Genomic DNA, 20,104 nt, shown 5'->3' with positions numbered 1-20,104 from the left:
GTTAATCGCGCAGGGTCTTGCCGGTAAGCTGCAAGAACACGGTTTCCAGGTTTACCTCGGGGGTATTCACCGAAGTAAAACTCACCTTTCGCTCCGCCAGCAGAGAAAGCACCTTTACCGCTACTGCCGGTATATCGACTGCCGTCACCAGGAGCAGGCCATTTTCCTCTGTAGCCTGCTCCACCCCCTCCATGGCCTTTATTTCTTGCAGAACAGAACCGGGCAGGTGAAGCACCCCTACCTCCAGCAACCGGCTCCGGGTCGTCTGCACCAGATTTTTAGGCGTATCCAGCGCAATCATGCGCCCCCGGTCAAAAATGCCCACCCGGTCACATAAACTCTGGGCTTCCTCCATATAATGGGTGGTGTAAAACACGGTTAGCCCTTCTGCAGCCAGCTGGCGAATGCAATCAAAAATGTGGTTGCGCGACTGGGGATCCACTCCTACCGTGGGCTCGTCCAGGAACAGGATGCGCGGCCGGTGCAGCAGGGCTACCGCTAGATTAAGCCGCCGCTTCATCCCTCCGGAATAGGAGCGCACCGGCTTGTCCGCCCAGTCCTCCAGCTGGGCCAGAGCCAGAGCAAACTGGATGCGCTGCTCGAGCAGCTTGCCCTTGATCTCATGCAGGGACGCAAAGAAGGCCAGATTATCCCGGGCGGTAAGGGTCTGGTAAAGCGCCAGATCCTGGGGTACCAGTCCCACCAACTTTTTAATGGCTTCTCTCTGGGTAAGCAAATCCAGGCTGCAGATGCTGGCCCGACCGTCCGAAGGAGCCAGCACCCCGGTCAGCATACCGATCAGCGTACTTTTACCGGCCCCGTTGGGCCCCAGCAGGCCGAAAATTTCACCCCGCCGCACCTGAAATTCCACCCGATCCACTGCCACAAAGTCACCATAGCGCCGCACCAGTCCCTGAACATCCATCACCACTTCGGGCTCCAACATCTACCACCTCCCGCCATTTCAAGACTGTTGTTGCCCCCGCACCCGCACCTGTACTCGTTCATTCAAATCGGCCGGTGGCGATAAAATCACTTTTTCGCCCGCTTTAAGCCCGGCTAAAATCTCTACCTGCCGTCCGACTCTCACCCCTACGGTTACCGGGCGCAGGCGGGCCCGGCCCTGTTCTAGCACCCAGACTGTATCCTGATCGGCCTGATTTTCCTTTTCCAACAGGGCATCGGCAGGTATTACCAGCGCCCCCGGCACTTTAAGCTCAAAGCGCACCTGCACATTCATGCCCGCATAAAGGTCGGCCGGCGCTGGTGAAAGAGCGATCGTGAATATGTACCGCGACTGTTCATTTTTAAGCAGGTTTTCTTGGGGTACCGGCGCAATGCGGATAATCTTGCCCCGACACTGTTTGCCCCGCAGCACACTGCCAGTTATCTCCACCTCGCGTCCCACCTGCAGTGCCCAGAGGCTTTCCTCGGGCGCTTCCCCTTCCACCACCAGGTTGGCCCGGTCGCCAATAGTGAACATGGGCATACCTACCGAGAGCATCTGCCCTACTTCGACGTCCCGGTTCAAGACCTGGCCGGAAATGGGACTGCTCACCCGCCCGTAGGCCACCTGCTGTTGGGCCCGCTCCAGTCCGGCCCGGACCTCATCCAGCCTGGCCTTTAAAGCGCCCACTTCTTGTGTTCTGGCCCCCTGACGGGCCTGGGCCAGCTGCTGTTCCACCCGGGTTAGTTCCTCCCGCAGGCGGACAGTTTCCAGCCGGGCCGCCTCCAGCTGCTGCAGAGCAATAGCACCTTCTCGGTACAGCATTTCCCAACGCTGCTGGTCAGTACGGGCTTTTTCCCAGGCCGCCTGTACCTGCCGCCGGCTGGCTTCCAACATGGCTATCTCTTCCTTCCGTGCTCCGGCCTGGGCCAGCTCCAGCTGCCAGCGGGCCTGCTCCACCTGGGCTTTAAAACGCTGTACATCCAACTGATAGTCGCTCACATCCAGTTCGGCCAGCAGTTGCCCCGCCTGCACCTGTTGTCCCACCTGCACATGCACCTGCTTCACGGGCGCTGCAATACGAGCCGTCAAATGCTCTACACCCTCCAGGCGTACCGTGCCGGGCATTTCCAGCATCCTGGCCAGCTCTTGCTGGCGTACAGCAGATACATAAACTTCCACTCCCCCACCGGCCGCCCCGGATTTGAGCTGCCACAACCCAATGCCTGCGCCCAGCACCAGTACTCCACAAAGCACCAACAAGCGCTTTGTTTTCAGCCAACCAGCCAACCGTTTCATCTATTATCCCGCTCCCCACAGGTAATTTTTCAAGCTTTAGCTGTTTATTTGTTTTTTCGATTATAACAATCTATTTTTCAAATCGCCATGATAACGACATTAAATCCCGCTTTACGGGCCAAATATGCCCTTTCCTAATGACTCTTTAACCTACCCACACTGCATACATCAGTTGTCATGTTACCGGCTTTGTGTTAGCTTATTGTATGAAAAGCCGTGATCAGCAGATTAAATCAAACTTAAAATTCGGTTAAATAAGGCAAAAAAAGGGCTGATTGGATGCACTGGAATTTTCGTCCCGGCGTTGCTATTTTACCTGTAAGCCAGATCAAGGAATTTGTTATAAATAAAAGCAGTGGCGGGCTGTACCACTGCTTCACCCGGCGGGAACTGGCCTCCTGCACTGGCGAAAACCGCCGGCGAACGCTGGAAAAACTGGCCGGCCGCCTGGCAGCCAAAAAAGCCGTCCTGCGCGCCCTGGATCTACCCACCGAACAGCCGGTTTACTGGACCAAGGTAGAAATCTTCTCCCGGCCGGGAGGCCAGCCGCAGGTGCTTCTGTCAGACGATTTAGGCCGTAAATACCTGCCCGCCGGCAGCAGCCTCCAGATTTCCATCAGCCATGGTCAAACCCATGCTCTGGCCATCGCCATTTTAGGCTCCCCGGCGCCAGGTCAAACTTTCCTTTAAACATTGCTCCACCCCTGCCTGCCAGCCGGGAACCGGCAGCCCCAAGAGGCGGGCCAGTTGATCGCAACCCAGCACCCCGTAGGCCGGCCGGATTACCTTGCTGGCATACTCACGGCTGCTAATGGGCAAAATCTGCTTAAGCCGCTGTTCATGCCGGGCCGGATCGGCCGCCAGTAAAAAGCAGGCATAATCGTACCAGGTGGTTTGTCCGGCGGCAGTAAGGTGATAAATCCCTCCGTATTGCTGCAAAAAGCCCACCGGATCGCTGCCTCCCAGCTGTAAAATGCGCATGGTCACCCGGGCTATGTACCGGCTCCAGGTAGGAACACCCACCTGATCGTTCACCACCCGCAGTATTTCCTGCTCACGAGCCAAGCGCAACATAGTGCGCAGGAAATTTTGTCCCCGGCTGCTATAAACCCAGCTGGTGCGCAAAATTATATGAGGTGCTCCCACCTGGCTGACGGCCAGCTCACCGGCCCATTTGGTCAGGCCGTAAGTGTTGAGCGGTGCAGGTAAATCCTGCTCGGTATAAGGAGTATTTTTACGTCCGTCAAATACATAATCGGTGGAGTAATGAATTAATGCGGCCCCCAGCCGCCTAGTTTCCAGAGCCAGCACACCGGGCGCGATGCCATTTATGGCCATGGCCACCTGAGGTTCTCGCTCTGCCCGCTCTACAGCGGTATAGGCGGCAGCATTGATAATCAGCCGGGGCTTTATCCGGCGCACGGTTTCTATGACTGCATCAAAGTCCATCAGGTCCAATTCGGAACGCCCCAGGGCCACTACCGTCCCATAAGCCGGCAACAACCCGGCCAGTTCCCAACCCACCTGGCCATTTTTCCCCAGTAAAAGTATTTTCATTTTTTACTTTTCCCCCATATAAAAGGGAGCATCAACCATATCCTCATACCGTATCTCATCCACCTTTTGCCGTCGCCCCTCACCCCGGTACAGGCGGTTGGGGTAGTTGAGCACCATTCCCGCCTGCAGACGAGAAATGTTTTTATACCCGTGCACCACTCCGGGTGGAACAACCACCAGTACCGGGTTATCCTGACCGGCGTAGAACTGTAAGCAGTTACCATATGTCGGGCTGGATGAACGGTTGTCCCACAGCTTGACCAAAAAATTGGCCGGCCCGATAAAGGCAAAAACATCGGTCTGGTGTGCATGAGCATGCGGCCCCCGGCTAACCCCCGGCTCGGTATAGGAAACATAGCTCATCACCGGCGTCAAATCAGGCGGCAGCTCATCCAAACGATAGGTCTCCACCAAAAAGCCCCGCTCATCCACATTTTTGACCAGATTTTTAATATAAACCCCCTCAATGGGCCCGCTTTTCCATTCCTGCACGGGTTAACCTCCCACCACTGATTTATAGGCTTCATTGATGCTGGAAACAGCCAAAAATTCTTGCAAATACCGGCGATAGTTGTTAACAGGCAATCGTTCACACAGTTGCTCCAGCTGCATCCGGTCAATATATCCCATATGATAGGCTATTTCTTCTAGACAGGCTACTTTCAGCCCCTGACGCTTCTCCAGAATAGCAATAAACTCCGCCGCTTCCAGCAAACTTTCCGGCGTACCAGTATCCAGCCAGGCGATCCCCCGACCCAGCAATTCCACCCGCAGTTCGCCCATCTTTAAGTAAGCCATATTCACATCGGTGATTTCCAACTCTCCCCGGGCGGAAGGTTTAAGCGCTGCAGCAATTTCCACCACCCGAGAATCATAAAAATATATTCCCGGCACGGCATAAGATGATGGCGGATCTGCCGGTTTTTCCTGGATACTGATCACCCGTCCCGTAGCATCAAACTCTACCACTCCGTAACGCCAGGGATCTTGAACCGGATAGCCAAAAATAACCGCACCTTTCTGGCGTCTGGCTGCCCGGGACAAAATTTCCGGCAAGCCGTGACCATAGAAAATATTATCACCCAGAATCAAACAGACATTATCCTGGCCAATAAACTGCCGGCCAATAATAAAAGCCTGGGCAATGCCTTCCGGCCGGGGCTGCACCTGGTAGGTCAATCTCAAGCCCAACTGGCTCCCATCGCCCAGCAAGCGCTGAAAATGCGGGAGATCCTGGGGAGTGGAAATAATCAGGATCTCCCTGATACCAGTTAACATCAAGGTACTGAGCGGATAGTAAATCATGGGCTTATCATACACCGGTAGCAATTGCTTGGTTGTGACACTGGTCATGGGATACAGGCGGCTGCCTGCTCCACCTGCCAGTACAATGCCCTTCAACATCCTAATCAACCCCTCACTTTGCACATAAAGTACCGGACAGCTGAAAACGAAAAGCATAATTTTGCTCCAGCCATTTCTGATATTCACCAGAAACCACCGTTTCCACCCAGGCCCGGTTATTCAAATACCAGCGCACGGTTTTACGCAAACCGGTGGACAAACTTTCCCGGGGTTGCCAGCCCAGCTCGGTTTTAATCTTGCAGGTATCCACTGCATAGCGCCAATCATGTCCCGGCCGGTCCTGGACAAAAGTAATCATTTGCTTGTATTCTCCAGCCGGACGCCCGGTCTCCTCGGCCAGTATCTCGCAAATCATTCGCACCACTTCCATGTTGGTATGCCCGCGACCCGACCCCACATTGTAGGTCTCACCCGGACGACCTTTTTGCATAACCAGCCAGATAGCCCGGCAATGATCCTCCACATAAATCCAGTCGCGTACATTCTCCCCCGTGCCGTATACCGGCAGCGGCCGGCCGTTAATGGCGTTCAAAATCATCAGAGGGATCAGTTTTTCTGGAAACTGGTAAGGACCATAGTTGTTGGTGCAGTTGGTGATCTTTACCGGCAAACCATAAGTGCGATGATAGGCCCGTACCAGATGGTCGCTGGCCGCCTTGGACGCTGCATAGGGACTGCTGGGGTCGTAAGGGCTCCCCTCCTGACAGTAACCTTCCAACCGGGAACCATATACTTCGTCCGTGCTTATATGGTGAAACACCCGGTCGGTTTTTTCGGCCCAAAACTGGCGACAGGCCTCCAGTAAATGAAATGTACCCATAATGTTGGACTGGATAAAAGGGGCCGGACCCACAATACTGCGGTCTACATGGCTTTCCGCAGCAAAATGAATCACTACCTGCGGGTCATACCGAGAAAACACTTCCTCCACCCGATCATAATCGGCCAGATCAGCATGTACAAAATGATAGTTGGGCCGCCGGGCAATGCTCTGCAGGCTGAAAGGGTTGGCGGCATAAGTCAGTTTGTCCAGGTTAATAAAGTTATGTTCCGGATAAAGCGACACATACATGTTCAAAAAGTTAGCCCCGATGAATCCACAACCCCCGGTCACCAGAATATTCATGCTCCCCTCTCCTTAACAGCACCATGAAAGTACCGGCAAAAATATCAAGCAATTCCAACCATCATGATATACACCTTTTGTTATTAAAAAATCTAACCTGCCTTAGAACCTCTTTAAAGTCAGATTAAGTTTATAAAAAAAGGCCGGTTTTCCGGCCAACAAGGGGGTTATAACACCACAGAAAACACCTATATTGAGGAGGCAGACAACCGCTTATTTAATTGATTCAACAGCGTCCCGGGCCACAAAGAATTTTTCTCCGTTATACACATTCACACCGGGCAGAAATATTTTTTTGCCATTAAACAGTACATAATTCTTGTTAACAGGTATTTCCAGCTTATTACTGCCTTTTCGAGCTACCAGCTTGATATTGGCTGCATCACTATTGTCCAGAGTTACCATTGCCCCTTTCTTTTCCAGGGCAGGTTTGGCTTCCACAAAAAGACGGTCGGTAACCCTGGCCAGATCCAGCTTGAGCACACTGGCCATATACTGGGCGATGGCGGTGTTCTCCACCACACCTTTTAGCCCCGGTACCCCGGCTGGCGTGTACATATACAGCACTACGTCTTCACCCGTGTGCCCGTTGGTGGTCCAGCCCACATGAGCCCGTTTGCTGATTATGGGACCCACTACATAATTCAAGCTGCCCGCTTTCGCGTTTTTAATTTGCTCAATTTCCTCTGCCGTCAGGTCGGTAATGCCGTATGCGCTGGCCATCACTTCCCCAATGTTGCTGCGTTCGGCATTGAGCTTTTTCTCCACGCCTTCGCCGGTTAGACGAGCTTTTTTCAGGGGAGCGATAAAGCTGTCCAGTGGCGTTTCATCATAGGTCTTGCTCAGTGCCCGGTCACCAAAACTGATACCGCCGTTACCGTGGTCGGTGACAGCAATCACCACGGTCTGCTTGTCTTTTTTAGCAAAATCCAAAGCCACTTTTACGGCCTGGTCAAAAGCCAGGATATCGCCAATCACGCCCACCGGGTCATTGGCGTGGGAAGCCCAGTCAATTTTGCTGCCCTCCACCATCAGGAAAAAGCCGTCTTTATCTTTAGAAATAAGCTCAATGGCCTTCCGGGTCATTTCGGCCAGAGAAGGCTGCTCGGCCGGGTTGCGGTCAAAATCGTAGCTCAGATCCTTGGGAGCAAACAGACCCCACACCTTGCCCTGTTTAATGTTCTGCAATTCGGCCGGTTTGGTGATGTACTGGTAACCCAGAACTTTGAGCTCTTTCACCAGATCCTCTTTGTCCTTGCGATTTTCCGGTGCCAGGAATTTGCTGCCGCCACCCAGCACTACATCCACACCGTTGTACACCTGTTGCTCTAAAATATCGTCGTAGTTGCTGCGGTTGGGATAGTGGGCGGAAAAATCGGCCGGAGTAGCATGAGGGATTTCACAGGTAACTACCAGGCCAGTGGACTTGCCGGCCAAACGAGCCGCTTCCAGCACTGTGGCCACAGGCCGTTTTTTATCGGCAGCACTCAGCGGCTTTAAGCCAGGCATGGTATTGGCCTCAGGCAATACGCCCACATAGCCGGTATGAGACTTGAATCCCGTGGCATAGGCCGTACCGGCGGGCGCCGAGTCGGCAATGGGGGCGTCGGCCGAATAGGTGCGCACCAGACCGCAGGCCATTTCATCCAGGGCCAGAGGCTGACCGCCCTGATACCAGCGGGCCAGGGTGGTGCCGGCCACACTCATGCCATCGGGGATAAGCAGGATGACATTTTTCACCGGCCGGGCAGCGGCAGTCTGGTTGTCTGCCGCCCAGGACACCCCGGTGCTGACCAGCAGCATTACTACCAGCAAAATAGCTAGAAAGTGATGGGTTCTGTTCTGACGCACTTGAACACCTCCAAACAATTTTTTCTGGAGGTATTCTATGGGATTTTTATTAAATATTTCTGGAGAAACCTGTAAAGAAGGGATTAATATTGGGGAAATTTTGGACTTATGATTATTTATTACAGGTTAACACTGTCGGCCATCCGATTTCCCGAACACAGCGACCTTTGCAACCCTGGCCCGGCACCCCCGGCAAAATTATTTGTAACCGACTACCGATCGCGCTACAATTAACTAGCAAGATTTTCTTCTCAGGAGGCTATTTTTATGGAAGGTCTAAAGTGGCTATCCACTCTGCTGCCCGGGGCGGTGCTGGGCGCCCTGCTGGCCTGGCTCTGGCTGCGCGGCCCGCTCCTGGCCGCCCGGGAAAAGGCCGCGCGGGTGGATGAGCTACAGCAAGCGCTGGACAGGCTGCAGGCAGAAAACGCCCAGGCCCGATCCCGGCTGACCGAACTGGAAACCCTTCTCCAGCAGTCGCAAAAGGCCAACGAAGAAAAGCTGGCCCTGCTCACCCGGGCCCGCCAGGAGCTGAGCGACGCCTTCCAGGCCCTGGCCGCCCGGGCCCTGCAGAGCAACAACCAGTCCTTTCTGGAGCTGGCCCGGGCCACCCTGGAAAAATTTCAGGAGGGTGCCCGGGGCGACCTGGAAAAGCGCCAGGAGGCTATCGCCCGGCTGGTAGAGCCGCTGCAGCAGTCGCTGGAGAAAGTGGACAGCAAAATTCAGGAGCTGGAAAAGGCCCGGGCCGCGGCCTATGCCGGGCTGACCGAACAGGTGCGGGCCCTTTTAGATACCGGCGCCCGCCTGCAGAGCGAAACCAGCCGCCTGGTCAATGCCCTGAAAACCCCGGTAGTGCGCGGCCGCTGGGGCGAAATCCAGCTGCGCCGGGTGGTGGAGCTGGCCGGCATGGTCTCCTACTGCGATTTTTCCGAGCAGGTAACCGTGGCAAGCGACCAGGGCCGCCTGCGCCCCGACCTGGTGGTGCACCTGCCCAACCAGAAAACCATTGTGGTGGATGCCAAAGCGCCGCTCAAGGCTTACCTGGAAGCCCTGGAAGCCGGCGATGAAAGCAGCCGCCAACAGAAATTGAAGGAACACGCCCGGCAAATCCGCGCCCACATCGGCATGCTGGAATCCAAGGCCTACTGGAGCCAGTTTGCCACCGCGCCTGAATTTGTAGTGCTTTTTTTACCCGGGGAAACCTTTTTCAGCGCCGCCCTGGAGCAGGACCCCGCCCTGATCGAATACGGCGCCGACCGGCGGGTGCTGCTGGCTACGCCCACCACCCTGATCGCTCTGCTCAAGGCGGTGGCCTACGGCTGGCGCCAGGAGCAAATCGCCCAGAATGCCCGGGCCATCAGCGACCTGGGCCGGGAGCTGTACGAGCGATTGGGTGTTTTGGCCGGCCACTTCCAGGACCTGCGCAAACACCTGGAAAAAAGCGTGGAATCCTACAACCGGGTCGTGGGCTCGCTGGAAAGCCGGGTGCTGGTGACCGCCCGCCGCTTCCAGGAACTGGGGGCAGCCGGCAGCACTGGCCTGCCGGTGCTGGAGGGCGTGGAAAAAATGCCCCGCCGGTGACATTATTAACCATTTACCATCATTCCTGCAGAAAATCCCCTGAAAACGGCCACCGCAAACCTGTTGGCTACCGGCCAAAGCTCCGGGACAAGCTGCCGGTTTGAGAAACAGGCCATTTTTCAATATAATATCTGGGAACCAGATTAGTAAATTAAAGGTGGGATTGTATGAAAATGCGAAAAATCTTGCTGCGCCTTACCGCCACGGCATCTCTGCTGCTTCTGTACGCAGGGATGTTTGTCCCCCATGCCCACGCCTCCCAGGCTTTGCAGGACTATTACAACAAACTGCAAAAGTATAGAACCACGCCCGCGTACAGCAGCACCACACCCGGCAGTACCACGGCACCCGGCACCAACCCCACCACAACACCCGGTACGAATCCTGCTACAGCACCCGGAACAAATCCTACAACAACACCCGGCACCTCTCCCACCACTCCTCCGGAGCAAAGCACGCCGGCGAACCAACCAGGCGCAACACTGCCGGCAGCACCCTCCGGGCTGACTGCTGCGGAAGCCCGCCTGTTCCAGCTACTGAACAGCGCCCGCAGTGAAAACGGAGTCCCTCCCCTAGAGGTCGACATGCGGCTGGTAGAGGCGGCCCGGGCCAAGGCCTGCGACCTGGTGACCCATAACGCATTCAGCCATACTTCACCCACATACGGGACAGTCAGCCAACTGCTGAATACCTTTGGTATCAGATACCAGCGTTACGGCGAGACACTGGCCAAAGCCGCTGACGTAAGCCGGGCTCACCTGCTGCTGATCAACAGCACCTCGCACCGGCAAATCATGCTCAACCCGAGCTTCACCAAAGTGGGCGTGGCCGTGATACCACAGGGCAACTGGGTGATGGTGGTCGAGCTTTTCATCAAACCCTGAAGATAAATAACCGAAAATACAGCAAACCCCTTGCCTGGCAGTCACTTTGTAGCACCCGGACTGCGGCTGCATATAATAACCAGGAGAGGTTATTATATACAGCCAGTGCACGCCAGAACAAAGCAAGGGGGTTTTTTTATGGAAATTCTGGATCTGGAACCGGCAGAAGCACTGCCGGTGGAAACTCCGGCAATTGAAACCGCTGCCGCGTCGCCGGTGGAGAATCCAGCAACCACAGACAAGCCTGCGCCTATCGAAATGGCAACCCCATGCCCAGACCAAACAGTTAATCCAGCAACCAGGGAGGCAGAAAATAGCGCCGCAGTCAAGCAAGCGAGCCCAGCCGGTAAACCGGACACAGTCTCTGCCGGTCCGCATACTGCCCAGCAGACAATCCCGCAAGGCATCCTGGAGTATTACAAGTCCCTGGGCCTGGACGAACAGACCATCCAACGCTACTATGGACATCGCTTTTACTTGCAGAGCGCCCGCCGACCGGCTTTTACCACCCCGCTGCGCTGCCAAAAGCGCATCCAGGGCAGGTAGGCTATACCCGGCTAGAAAGGGAGGGAAGGGCATTCCTCCCTTTCTATCTAGATCACAGACTTCGGGAAAAGAGGCGATTATATGTCCCGTCAAACCGTAGCCAGGTTTAATAAAGAGCTGCGTTCCTTTTTCACCTTGCCCCTGGCCGGATACCCTGTTACCTGTAAAATTACCAATATCAACCTGACTGCCGAACTGCAGCACGGCAGGAAGATTCTAGCCATCGGGCAGTATGATCTGGTCTTTTGTTACACCGGCTGGCCGTATTTAAACAACGATGCCTACGACACCATAGTAACCACCAGGACCTTCTGCCAGGAAATGGGGGAAATCACCAAACCACCGGACGAGGTGGAAGTAAGGATTTATTTCAGCCAGCCGCTCCAGGTGCATACCAGGGAGGGCAAACCGGCCGGCAGCGGCCTGCTGGATGCACTGAGAAATTTCATTTCCCGCACCAAATGGACCGAAGTGCGGGTGGAAGGCCGGATTACCGCCGAGGTGGTGCCGGCTCAAAAAACCAGGACCCACCCGGACGACCCATTGCCGGTGCAAGAAACGGCCGCAGCCTCCCCCGCACCGCCACCGGCCAATCCGGAAATGCTGGTCGAAGCTGTCCTAAAAGCCATTCAGCGTTGGGAAGAAGAAAAAAATACCGCGCGGCAAGCTCCTCCCCCTTCTCCCCCTAAAGCTGCCCCGGTAAAAAACAGGGCAAAAGTTTCCGTGCCTCCCTCGTTTATCTTCCCCACTCCCAAAGACAGCAGCCTGCAAATACAGGCACCCCTCGCAACCCCACCTGACAAGAACTATAAAATAGCTGAACACCTGGCACAAATACCCGGCCGGCCCGGGCTGGAAAAGCATATCCTGCCCGGCTACCCGCCTCCGAAGCCTCCGGGCAAAGGCGGCTGAAGGTGAGCAGTAGCACGTCCGGGTGGACGGATGGCTGAAAATGCGGAAGGCAGCGGTGCATGACCGCTGCCTCCCTTTTGCTGCCGGCGAACCGGCAAGAGACTTTTGTGGTTACCGGTTCGCCCGCCGAATATGACCGGTTCCTATCAGGGATCGATGACACCCTGCAGCTGAACATTGTTGATGAATACTTCAAACTGCTGAACCGGACTGGTAGCAACCCTGTTGAATCTGATGTTGCAAACGGTAGCGCTGTCACGCAACACGCCGTCGGTACCCAGGAATTCCACCGGCACGGGGAAGACCACCTGCTTGTTGTTCAGCGTAAACCGGATGACATCAATACCGCCGGCAATAGCGCCAATGGTGTCAAAGACGGCATCTCCATTGGGAGCAACCGTGGTTTCGCTGATGGTGGCGTTATTGCGATCAATGCTGACCACCAGGCCGGCAATGCCAGCGCCGTTGTCCTGCACGGTAACCACCGGCGAAAACTGGCACAGCTGGGTCGGGAACTGAGGCTCGGGCGGACATACCAGGCCGTCTTCGGGAGCGGGCTGACAGGGCACCGGTTCGCAGAAGCCGTAGCTGGGCACCAGCAGCTTGACCGGAGCCTTCACCTGAAAATCCTTGCACACCGTCACGCTGCAGATGATAAACTGCGAGCCGTTAACGTTCACCACTTCACAGGTGCAGTCGCCTACCGAAAGGGGCACACACTCCACAAATGTGCCGGGTGGGGCCCACAGCACAATGGTCTGGAAACTGCTCAGGGTGGTAGCGAAGTTACATACCTCGATGGCTCCTCTCGTTACCACCACTGTGACCCCGATGGTCTGAAAAACCCTGATTCTGCGAAAGAAGGGAGTGGTGAAATCCCCAAAGGTTACGGTACAGCTCAGGGGATTTGTGACTGTACAGGTAATTACATCGGTAGGCTGTATAGGCAAAAGCAAAGCGTTACAGATCACAGCATCAACCGCATTGAAACTTAAAAGCTCATCCTCTTTCACACACTGGTCGTAAACCTTGATTACTTCAATACAATCTTTTTCAGTAAACGGCGGGCAGTTGGGAGTTCCGTCCGGCAGTGTAGGGCACCGGCCCGGTTTGATTGCCATAATGAAAAACCTCCTAAAAGAAAGATTACAGATTTTCAGCACACAGCCCAATAAAGTACCTTGCTACGCTTCTTGCAGCATCCCCCCTGACCGGTCTGTCATCTGACCCGGGCAATATCGTGTATTGCTTCTGTTTACATTATATGGTAATTGTTCCTATGTGTGACAACACTTGACTTTATGCCTATTTTTTGCATATTTCTGGCCCGCCCCGGGTAACCTTTTGGTGCGAGGTGAAGCGCATGCCCGGGTCCAAATTTAAGCGAATCCCCCGCCACATCGGCGTGATCCCCGACGGCAACCGCCGCTGGGCGGAAAAAAACGGCCTGCCCAAAGAGGCAGGCTACGAAAAAGGACTGCAGCCGGGTCTGCTGCTCTATGAAATGTGCGTAGAGCTGGGGGTCCAGGAACTGACCTTTTACGGTTTCACCCAGGACAACACCAAACGCCCGGCCGTACAGTGCCGGGCATTCCAAAAGGCCTGCGTCGACGCGGTGCACCTGCTGGCCCACCGCGATGCCTCCCTGCTGGTGGTGGGAGATTACCGCTCCCCGCTGTTCCCCCGGGAACTGCTGCCTTATACCCAAAGGTACACCTTCGGCCGGGACCTGATCCGGGTGAATTTCCTGGTCAATTACGGCTGGAAGTGGGATTTGAGCCATGCCCAACAGCATGCTCTTTCCCGGGGCAGCACCCCGGTCAGGGGCCTGCCGGGGGCCATTGCTTCCGCCGATATATCCCGCATCGACCTGATCATCCGCTGGGGCGGCCGGAGAAGACTGAGCGGCTTTTTGCCTGTGCAGTCTATTTATGCCGACTTCTACGTGGTGGACGACCTCTGGCCCGATTTCGTGCCGGAGCACTTTTATCAGGCACTCCGCTGGTACGAAACCCAGGATATCACCCTGGGCGGCTAGCCCGTGCTGCCCGGCAGAGGAGCAAAAACCCGGGCCAGGGGGACTTCCAGTCCGGGCAAAAGGGGTGAAGTAAGCGTCTGCTCTACGTCAAAGGCATCGTACAGGTTCCAATAGCGCTCGCCCCGCTCAAACACCTGCACTACCTGCCCGTCCGGGTCCACCAGCCAGTATTCCTGCACCCCGTACTGGTAATAAAGGCGGCTCTTGGTCACCTTGTCATAGCGGGCTGTGGCCGGAGAGAGGATTTCCACTACCAGGTCGGGAGCGCCTTTGATGTTTTCCTCGGTAATGATGGCCAGGCGGCCCCGGGAAATGAAAATGATATCGGGCTGCAGCACGTCTTTCTCACTCAGGTAAACATCCACCGGCGCATAAAGCACTTCGCCCAGATTATGGCTTTCTACAAACCTGTCCATGTGCTTTTGCAGCATTTTGCTTATCCGCTGGTGCACAGTGCGCGGTGCCGGTACCATCACCAGTTCCCCCTCCATTAAGAAATAGCGGCCGCCCTCCTCCAACAGGCGATAGTCGTCATAGGTGTACGGCCCACCGGACATGATTTCACCCCTCCTCCCTGGCCAGATGCTGGCTGCTGTTTTGGTAAATATTATACCTCCACAACACATTTGCCTACAACCAGCCTGAGGTTTCATTTCTATGTTCAAGGGAGGGCATTTCCCTGCACCACCTGCTGAAATTTTACACGGCCATGGCCGTCCCGGAATAAAAAAAGCCACCACTTGAGCGGTGGCACAGGTAGAAGTTTAACCCGGTTTTATAGACTGGCTCAGAGAGTATCCATCAGGGATCATAACCCCGCCGTCAGCAAGGAAATTTGGCCAGCTCACGCTCCATAATGCCCGGCAAACATTTTGCGCAGCTCGTGTTTTTTCACTTTACCGGTGGTGGTACGGGGCAGTTCTTGCACTAAAATCACCGCCTTGGGCACCTGGAAACCGCCCAGTTCCTGCCGGCACCAGCGGTTCACTTCCTGTTCGGTCAGATTGCTGCCCGGCCGGGGCACCACCACGGCGGTGACCGCCTCTACCCAGTGGGGGTGGGGCAGGCCAATCACGGCAGCAGCTTCTACATCGGGATGGGCCAGGATCACGGTTTCCACCCGCAGGGAGGGTACATTTTCCCCACCGGTCTTGATCATATCTTTCTTGCGATCCACAAAGACCAGCATGCCGTCCTGGTCGATGTAGCCCATGTCGCCGGAATGGTGCCAGCCAAAGCGGCGGGACTGCAGGGTGGCTTCTGCGTCCTTGAAATATCCCTCCATGGCTCCCGGCCCCCGCCAGACAATCTCCCCCACCTGCCCGGGCGGCAGTAAATTGCCCTGCTCATCCATCACTGCCGTGTCATAGCAGGGTGAGGACATCCCCCAGATGTTGCCCTCCTTGTCCGGATACCATTCCGGCCGGTAGTAATTGGTGGTGGGGTAGCATTCGGTCTGGCCGGTGCCCAGCACAAACCGGGCAGGGAATTTTTGCCGGGCCAGCTCCAGGGTGCGCCGGTCCATGGGCGTCATGGCGTACAGGCAGGTGCGCAGCGCGGAAAGGTCAAAGCTGTCCACCGCCGGGTGCTCCAGTAAATAGCGGTACATCATGGGCAGGGCGAAAAGCAGGGTTACCTTTTCGGCCTGCAGGATCTGCAGCAGGGCTCCCGGTTCAAAGCCCCGCATGACCACCGAGGTGCCTCCGGCTACCAGTGTGGTGGTGAGCAGAGTGTGCTGGGCACCGTCCTGCAGCAAACCTGCCCGGTCTTAAAGCGCAAAACATGCTGGCATGCAGCGGTCATGGGCCGGGGCACAGCCCGGCAGCTTCCTAGCCCGGAGCGGTACCGTGCTTTTTGGCCCGCGGGGGCAGTTTTTCGCTTTTACGGCGGGTGATCTCCAGGGCCTCGCAGAGCTTGCGCCGGGTCTCGGCGGGCAGAATCACCTCATCCACCACCCCGGCCGTCCAGCTGCCGGCCACCTGGAACACGTCCAGCACCTGGCGAGCCCGGTCCAGGTAGCCGCTATGGGCATCGGCCTCCACCCCCCGGCCGTACACGCGGTGGTAGTCCAGCTGCGCAGACTCGATGGCCAGCCGGGCCACCGGCCAGGCGTAGCACAGATCTACCCCCAGCCCCTTCACTCCTCCCAGCAGGATACTGCCGGCATCGCCATAGGCCTGCCGGACGATTACACTGATCTTGGGAATGGTGGCCGTGGCGTATACATCCAGCACTTTGGCCCCGTGCCGCAGGAGACCCAGCGCTTCCTGCTCCTGGCCCGGCACGCCGGGCGGAGTGTCAATCAGGGTAATCAGGGGGATATTATAGGCGTCCAGCACCTGCAAAAAGCGGTAGTACTTGTCGCAGGAGTTAATCTCCAGCACACTGCCCTTCTGGCCGGGATTGCTGGCCACTATGCCCACCACTTCCCCATTCAGGCGGCCAAAACAGGTGATCAGCTGGGGAGCATAGTCCTTTTTGATCTCGAAATACTCCCCGTCGTCCACCAGTTGCTCGATCAAATTGTGCATGTCATAGCCCCGGGCGCAGTCGTCGGGCACCAGGTCGTCCAGCCCGCTCAACAGGCGTCCCGGGCTGTCGGCGGTCTCCCGGCGGGGGGGCTTCTCCCGCCAGTTGGAGGGCAGGTAACCCAGCAGGGTGCGGGCCAGCCCGATGGTTTCCCGGTCGCCCTCGCCCACCAGGTCGCAGGTGCCGCTGTAGGCCATATGGTAGTCGGCCCCGCCCATTTCCCGGTCCTGAGCGAATTTCTCCGAGGTGGCCGCCTCCACCATGCGCGGGCCGCCCAGCCACAGGTAACCCGTACCCCGGCTCATGAGCAGAAAATCGCACAGGGTGGGCGCATAGGCCTGCCCGGCAATGCAGGGGCCCATGAGCACATTGATCTGGGGGATCACTCCCGAATAGCGGGCTTCCAGAGCGAAATACCAGTCGATGCCCGCCGTGGGAATATCCTGGTAGCCCAGGCGCCCTCCGGAGGAATCCAGCAGCCAGACCATGGGAATACCCCAGGCGGCGGCCATTTCAATCAGCCGGGCGCACTTCATCAGGTGCTGGGTGCCGATGGAACCACCAAACACCGTGAAATCGCTGGCGTAAACCGCCACCGGCCGGCCCTCCACCCGCCCAGTGCCAACCACCGCCCCGTCGCAGGGAGCCTCGGCCCGCTTGCCGTCAATGCGCCGGCCGGTGGACTGCACACAGGAGCCCAGCTCGGCAAAGCTGTCCTCATCCAGCAGGCAGTCAATCCTCTCCCGGGCGGTCAGCTTGCCCCGGGCGTGCTGCCGCTCGATGGCCGCCGCGCCGCCCCCCTCCAGGTTGCGCTGCCGGATTTCTTCCAGCCGCCGGCAGGCTTCTTGCATCACTTTACCCATTGCCGCGTCACCTCACATCAAGCCGGCTTGATCCAGCGTTTTCTCTCGGGCAACTCCTCGTGCTTGTCGGCCGTGGCTTCCAGAGCTCGCAGGATGCGGGCCCGCGTCTCGGCCGGGTGGATGATCTCGTGCACCGTGTAGTAGGTGGTCCACTGCTGGCCCATCTGGAACACGCTGAACATCTCTTTCAAAATGCCCAGGTAGAAGTTGAACACCTGCTCGTAGTTGCCCTTTTGCCGCGCCGCTTCCAGCTCCTTGTGGAACACGGCGTGCACTACGGTTTCCGGCCCGGTGGGGGCAAACTCCATGGTGGGCCAGCCGTAGACGAAGTCGGGATACATGCGCGAACAGCCCATGACAATGTTACCCCCGCCGTAGGAGCGGCGCAGCACCACGGTCACCTTGGGACAGGTGAGGTTGGCATAGCTGTGCAGCAGTTTGGCCCCGTGCCGGATTACGCCCAGTTTTTCCCATTTATCCCCCGGCACAAAAGCGGTAGTGTCCACCAGGGTGACCAGGGGGATGTGGAAAGCGTCCAGGATGTTCATAAAGCGGTCGTATTTGTCTGAAGAATCGGGCTCAAAGATGCCGCTCAATTCCTCCGGATTGTTGGCCACCAGGCCCACCACCCGGCCGCCCAGGCGGGCAAAACCCGTGATCAGGTGGGGGGCGTAATCGGCCTTTAGCTCCAGAAAGCGGCCGTCGTCCACAATCTGTTCGATCACCTCGTGCATGTCGTAGGTGAATTTGGGATTGTCGGGCAACACTCCGGGCAGTTCGGGCAGCAGGCGGCCGGCATCTTCCTTAAACGGCAGCCGGGGCGGCCTTTCCCAGCAGCTCTGGGGCAGATACTCCAGCAGCTGCCGGGCCAGCTCCAGGGCCTGCTGGTCGCTGTCGGCCACCAGATCGCACTGGCCGCTGCGGCGCATGTGGAAGTCGGCCGAACCGGCGCCGGGGGTGCTGATCTCCCCGCCCAGCCAGAGAAAGGCGTTTTGCCGGTGCATGATCAGAAAATCAGCCAGCACCTGCAGGTAGGCCAAAAGCCCGGTACAGGGACCCAGCAGCAGGTGAATGCGGGGCACCACCCCCGAATACAGGCAGTACTGGCGGAGCAGCGTGGCCAGACCGCTATACCCCACCGCCCCGTCCGCCATGCTCAGGCGCTCTCCGGCCGAGTCAAAAATGCCGATCAGCGGCATCCGGAAGCGGCCGGCCATTTGGGCCAGCTCCACCAGCTTCCAGGCCGCCTGGTCACCCAGAGCGCCGCCCATGACGGTGAAATCCAGGGCGTAGACCAGCACCTGCCGGCCGGCAATGCGCCCCAGCCCCATCACCACCCCGTCCCCCGGACTGGGCCGGGAGCGGCCGTCCAGGGGCGGCCGGGTGTCCCGCACTGCCGAACCGATCTCCTCAAAGCTGTCCGGATCCAGCAGGCGCTCGATGCGCTGGCGGGCGGTCAGCTTGCCCAGCTCGCGCTGCCGGGCCTGCAGTTCCTCGCCCCCGCCGCGGGCGTTTTCCTCCCGCAGGCGGGCCAGTTTTTGCAAATATCCATCCATCCACTGGCCCATCTTGCTCACCCCTTAACTAATCGTCCTCCTCATCCGGCGGCAAAAAGCGCTGCACAAAGCCGGTGTCATAGCGACCGGCCTGGAAATCGGCATCGGCCATGATTTGCCGGTGCAGTTCGAGGGTGGTGCTAATGGGCGCAATGACAAACTCTGCTAGCGCCCGCTGCATCACCCGCAGGGCGGCCGGCCGGTCGGGACCCCAGGCCACCAGTTTGGCCAGCAGCGAGTCGTAATAGGGCGGCACCTGATAACCCTGGTAAATATGGGTATCCAGGCGCACCCCCGGGCCGCCGGGCGGGCGGTAGCACTGGATGGTGCCCGGCGCGGGCCAAAAACCCCGCTGCGGGTCTTCGGCATTGATACGGCACTCGATGGCCCAGCCCCGCGGGCCGGCCGGCTGAAAGCGGGCGGACAAAGTCTCGCCGGCCGCCAGCCGGATCTGCTCCTGCACCAGATCCACCCCGCGCACCATTTCGGTGACCGGGTGCTCCACCTGCAGGCGGGCGTTGATTTCCATGAAGTAAAAATTCTGCTCATCATCCAGCAAAAATTCCACCGTGCCGGCATTGCTGTAACCCAGGGCCGCCGCCACCTGCAGCGCGGCCGCGCCCATCCTTAGCCGCAGCTGCTCATCCAGGGCCGGTGAGGGCGACTCCTCCACCAGCTTCTGGTAGCGGCGCTGCACTGAGCACTCCCGCTCACCCAGGTGCTCCAGCCGGCCATAGCGGTCGCCCAGAATCTGCACCTCGATATGCCGGGGCCGTACCAGATACTTTTCCAGGTACAGCGTACCATCGCCAAAGGCAGCCGCCGCTTCGGCCCGGGCAATGGCCAGTTCCTCCGCCAGTTCCCGGCCGTCCCGGCAGATGCGCATGCCCCGCCCGCCCCCGCCGGCACTGGCCTTTAAGATCACCGGATAGCCGATTTCGCTGGCTACCGCCAGCGCCCGCTCCCGGTTGGTCACACCTTGCGGGCTGCCCGGCAGCACGGGCACCCCGGCCGCCGCCGCCCGCTCCCTGGCGGCCAGCTTGCTGCCTGCCAG

The 20,104-nt window shown here is 57.7% G+C and carries 19 protein-coding genes; 6 read left to right on the top strand and 13 right to left on the bottom strand.

The window, feature by feature from the left end; genetic code table 11:
• Position 1 precedes the first annotated feature (1 nt).
• Together ACUVTU_RS07685 and ACUVTU_RS07680 are read right to left on the bottom strand one after the other, a co-directional pair.
• Entirely contained in the window at positions 2–946 is a 945-nt protein-coding gene (locus ACUVTU_RS07685; protein WP_445889378.1) for an ABC transporter ATP-binding protein, read from the bottom strand.
• An 18-nt stretch (positions 947–964) separates the two neighbouring features.
• Positions 965–2,245, bottom strand: a complete 1,281-nt coding sequence (locus ACUVTU_RS07680; protein ID WP_445889377.1) for an efflux RND transporter periplasmic adaptor subunit — start codon at positions 2,243–2,245, stop codon at positions 965–967.
• Between the two features lie 279 nt (positions 2,246–2,524).
• On the opposite strand from ACUVTU_RS07680, the gene ACUVTU_RS07675 reads away from it, so the two are divergent.
• Positions 2,525–2,935 carry a holo-ACP synthase gene (locus ACUVTU_RS07675; protein ID WP_445889376.1) on the top strand — a complete coding sequence of 137 codons (411 nt, stop codon included), beginning with the start codon at positions 2,525–2,527 and terminating at the stop codon, positions 2,933–2,935.
• On the opposite strand, the gene rfbD is transcribed toward ACUVTU_RS07675, so the two are convergent.
• The 5 genes from rfbD to ACUVTU_RS07650 all read right to left on the bottom strand — a co-directional run bounded on the left by rfbD (position 2,900) and on the right by ACUVTU_RS07650 (position 8,144).
• Entirely contained in the window at positions 2,900–3,802 is a 903-nt protein-coding gene (gene rfbD, locus ACUVTU_RS07670; RefSeq protein ID WP_445889375.1) for a dTDP-4-dehydrorhamnose reductase, read from the bottom strand. The genes ACUVTU_RS07675 and rfbD overlap by 36 nt on opposite strands.
• Before the next feature lie 3 nt (positions 3,803–3,805).
• Positions 3,806–4,294: a dTDP-4-dehydrorhamnose 3,5-epimerase family protein gene (locus ACUVTU_RS07665; protein WP_445889374.1), complete on the bottom strand. Its 489-nt coding sequence runs from the start codon at positions 4,292–4,294 to the stop codon at positions 3,806–3,808.
• Positions 4,295–4,297: 3 nt separating this feature from the next.
• Complete coding sequence (rfbA, locus tag ACUVTU_RS07660; protein WP_445889395.1) at positions 4,298–5,203, bottom strand: glucose-1-phosphate thymidylyltransferase RfbA; 906 nt, start codon at positions 5,201–5,203, stop codon at positions 4,298–4,300.
• A 16-nt stretch (positions 5,204–5,219) separates the two neighbouring features.
• On the bottom strand, positions 5,220–6,293 hold the full coding sequence (rfbB, locus tag ACUVTU_RS07655) for a dTDP-glucose 4,6-dehydratase (protein ID WP_445889373.1): 1,074 nt from the start codon (positions 6,291–6,293) through the stop codon (positions 5,220–5,222).
• A gap of 213 nt (positions 6,294–6,506) precedes the next feature.
• Entirely contained in the window at positions 6,507–8,144 is a 1,638-nt protein-coding gene (locus ACUVTU_RS07650; RefSeq protein ID WP_445889372.1) for an alkaline phosphatase, read from the bottom strand.
• A 267-nt stretch (positions 8,145–8,411) separates the two neighbouring features.
• Between ACUVTU_RS07650 and rmuC the strand changes: the two genes are divergently transcribed.
• From rmuC to ACUVTU_RS07630, 4 genes are all read left to right on the top strand, one after another.
• Positions 8,412–9,722 carry a DNA recombination protein RmuC gene (gene rmuC, locus ACUVTU_RS07645; protein WP_445889371.1) on the top strand — a complete coding sequence of 437 codons (1,311 nt, stop codon included), beginning with the start codon at positions 8,412–8,414 and terminating at the stop codon, positions 9,720–9,722.
• Positions 9,723–9,889: 167 nt separating this feature from the next.
• Positions 9,890–10,606, top strand: a complete 717-nt coding sequence (locus ACUVTU_RS07640) for a CAP domain-containing protein (protein ID WP_445889370.1) — start codon at positions 9,890–9,892, stop codon at positions 10,604–10,606.
• Between the two features lie 138 nt (positions 10,607–10,744).
• Positions 10,745–11,152, top strand: a complete 408-nt coding sequence (locus ACUVTU_RS07635; RefSeq protein WP_445889369.1) for a hypothetical protein — start codon at positions 10,745–10,747, stop codon at positions 11,150–11,152.
• Positions 11,153–11,233: 81 nt separating this feature from the next.
• Positions 11,234–12,064, top strand: a complete 831-nt coding sequence (locus ACUVTU_RS07630) for a hypothetical protein (RefSeq protein ID WP_445889368.1) — start codon at positions 11,234–11,236, stop codon at positions 12,062–12,064.
• Between the two features lie 146 nt (positions 12,065–12,210).
• Here ACUVTU_RS07630 and ACUVTU_RS07625 read toward each other — a convergent pair whose 3' ends face one another.
• Positions 12,211–13,185 carry a hypothetical protein gene (locus ACUVTU_RS07625; RefSeq protein WP_445889367.1) on the bottom strand — a complete coding sequence of 325 codons (975 nt, stop codon included), beginning with the start codon at positions 13,183–13,185 and terminating at the stop codon, positions 12,211–12,213.
• Positions 13,186–13,427: 242 nt separating this feature from the next.
• On the opposite strand from ACUVTU_RS07625, the gene ACUVTU_RS07620 reads away from it, so the two are divergent.
• Positions 13,428–14,102, top strand: coding sequence for an undecaprenyl diphosphate synthase family protein (locus tag ACUVTU_RS07620; RefSeq protein ID WP_445889366.1), 675 nt, complete (start codon positions 13,428–13,430; stop codon positions 14,100–14,102).
• Here the strand turns inward: ACUVTU_RS07620 and ACUVTU_RS07615 are convergent.
• From ACUVTU_RS07615 to ACUVTU_RS07595, 5 genes are all read right to left on the bottom strand, one after another.
• A complete protein-coding gene (locus ACUVTU_RS07615) occupies positions 14,099–14,659 on the bottom strand; it encodes a Uma2 family endonuclease (protein WP_445889365.1) in 561 nt (186 codons plus the stop codon). The genes ACUVTU_RS07620 and ACUVTU_RS07615 overlap by 4 nt on opposite strands.
• A 287-nt stretch (positions 14,660–14,946) precedes the next feature.
• Entirely contained in the window at positions 14,947–15,858 is a 912-nt protein-coding gene (locus ACUVTU_RS07610; RefSeq protein WP_445889364.1) for a class I adenylate-forming enzyme family protein, read from the bottom strand.
• 73 nt (positions 15,859–15,931) lie between these two features.
• On the bottom strand, positions 15,932–17,494 hold the full coding sequence (locus ACUVTU_RS07605; protein WP_445889363.1) for an acyl-CoA carboxylase subunit beta: 1,563 nt from the start codon (positions 17,492–17,494) through the stop codon (positions 15,932–15,934).
• Positions 17,495–17,511: 17 nt separating this feature from the next.
• Positions 17,512–19,062, bottom strand: coding sequence for an acyl-CoA carboxylase subunit beta (locus ACUVTU_RS07600; RefSeq protein ID WP_445889362.1), 1,551 nt, complete (start codon positions 19,060–19,062; stop codon positions 17,512–17,514).
• Between the two features lie 16 nt (positions 19,063–19,078).
• Positions 19,079–20,104, bottom strand: a 1,026-nt coding sequence (locus ACUVTU_RS07595; protein ID WP_445889361.1) for an ATP-binding protein, incomplete at its 5' end; no start/stop codon positions are given.

Source organism: Desulfurispora sp., assembly GCF_052744395.1.
This window is presented reverse-complemented; position numbering and strand designations above follow the sequence as displayed.